The 461-nt window shown below is 67.5% G+C and carries 1 protein-coding gene; it reads left to right on the plus strand.

Annotation, left to right across the window (positions count from 1 at the left end; genetic code table 11):
- A partial coding sequence (locus C5F48_RS25595; RefSeq protein WP_181247799.1) for a hypothetical protein occupies positions 1-337 on the plus strand: 337 nt, incomplete at its 5' end.
- Positions 338-461 lie beyond the last annotated feature (124 nt).

Raw genomic sequence — 461 nt, forward strand, 5'->3', positions numbered from 1 at the left:
GGATGATCTCATGTTCCACTGGTCTCAATGGGAGATCCCGGCGCGGCGCTGGTTTTTCCAGATGAACCCCGAGGCGCAGCGCGCCGTACTGAGCTTCTGGTTCCTGCTGATGCTCGCCCTCTGCTGGCTCAGCGCGCGCCGCGTTGTAGGAGCCGTGGGACGGCTCCAACGGGCGCGCGGGGCCCGCCGGCCGCGACCGGGCCCAGATCCGGCCTTGGCGATGAACAGCCCCGCTGTCCGCAAGCTGCGGTCCATGGTGCTGACGGAAGACACCGCGAAGCGGCTGATGGTCTACGAGCTACGGCGCGGCGCGGCCAACTTGCGCGCACCATGGTGATCCGGCCACGGATTCCATGAGCATCCGGCCACCCATTCCACGGTGATCCGGCCACCTGTTCCACGAGCATCCGGCCACCCTCGTGTAAGGTCCTGCGGGGCGATCTGAAGCCGCCTATCGTGCC

The sequence above is a fragment of the Cereibacter changlensis JA139 genome (assembly GCF_003034985.1).
GTDB lineage: Bacteria > Pseudomonadota > Alphaproteobacteria > Rhodobacterales > Rhodobacteraceae > Cereibacter > Cereibacter changlensis.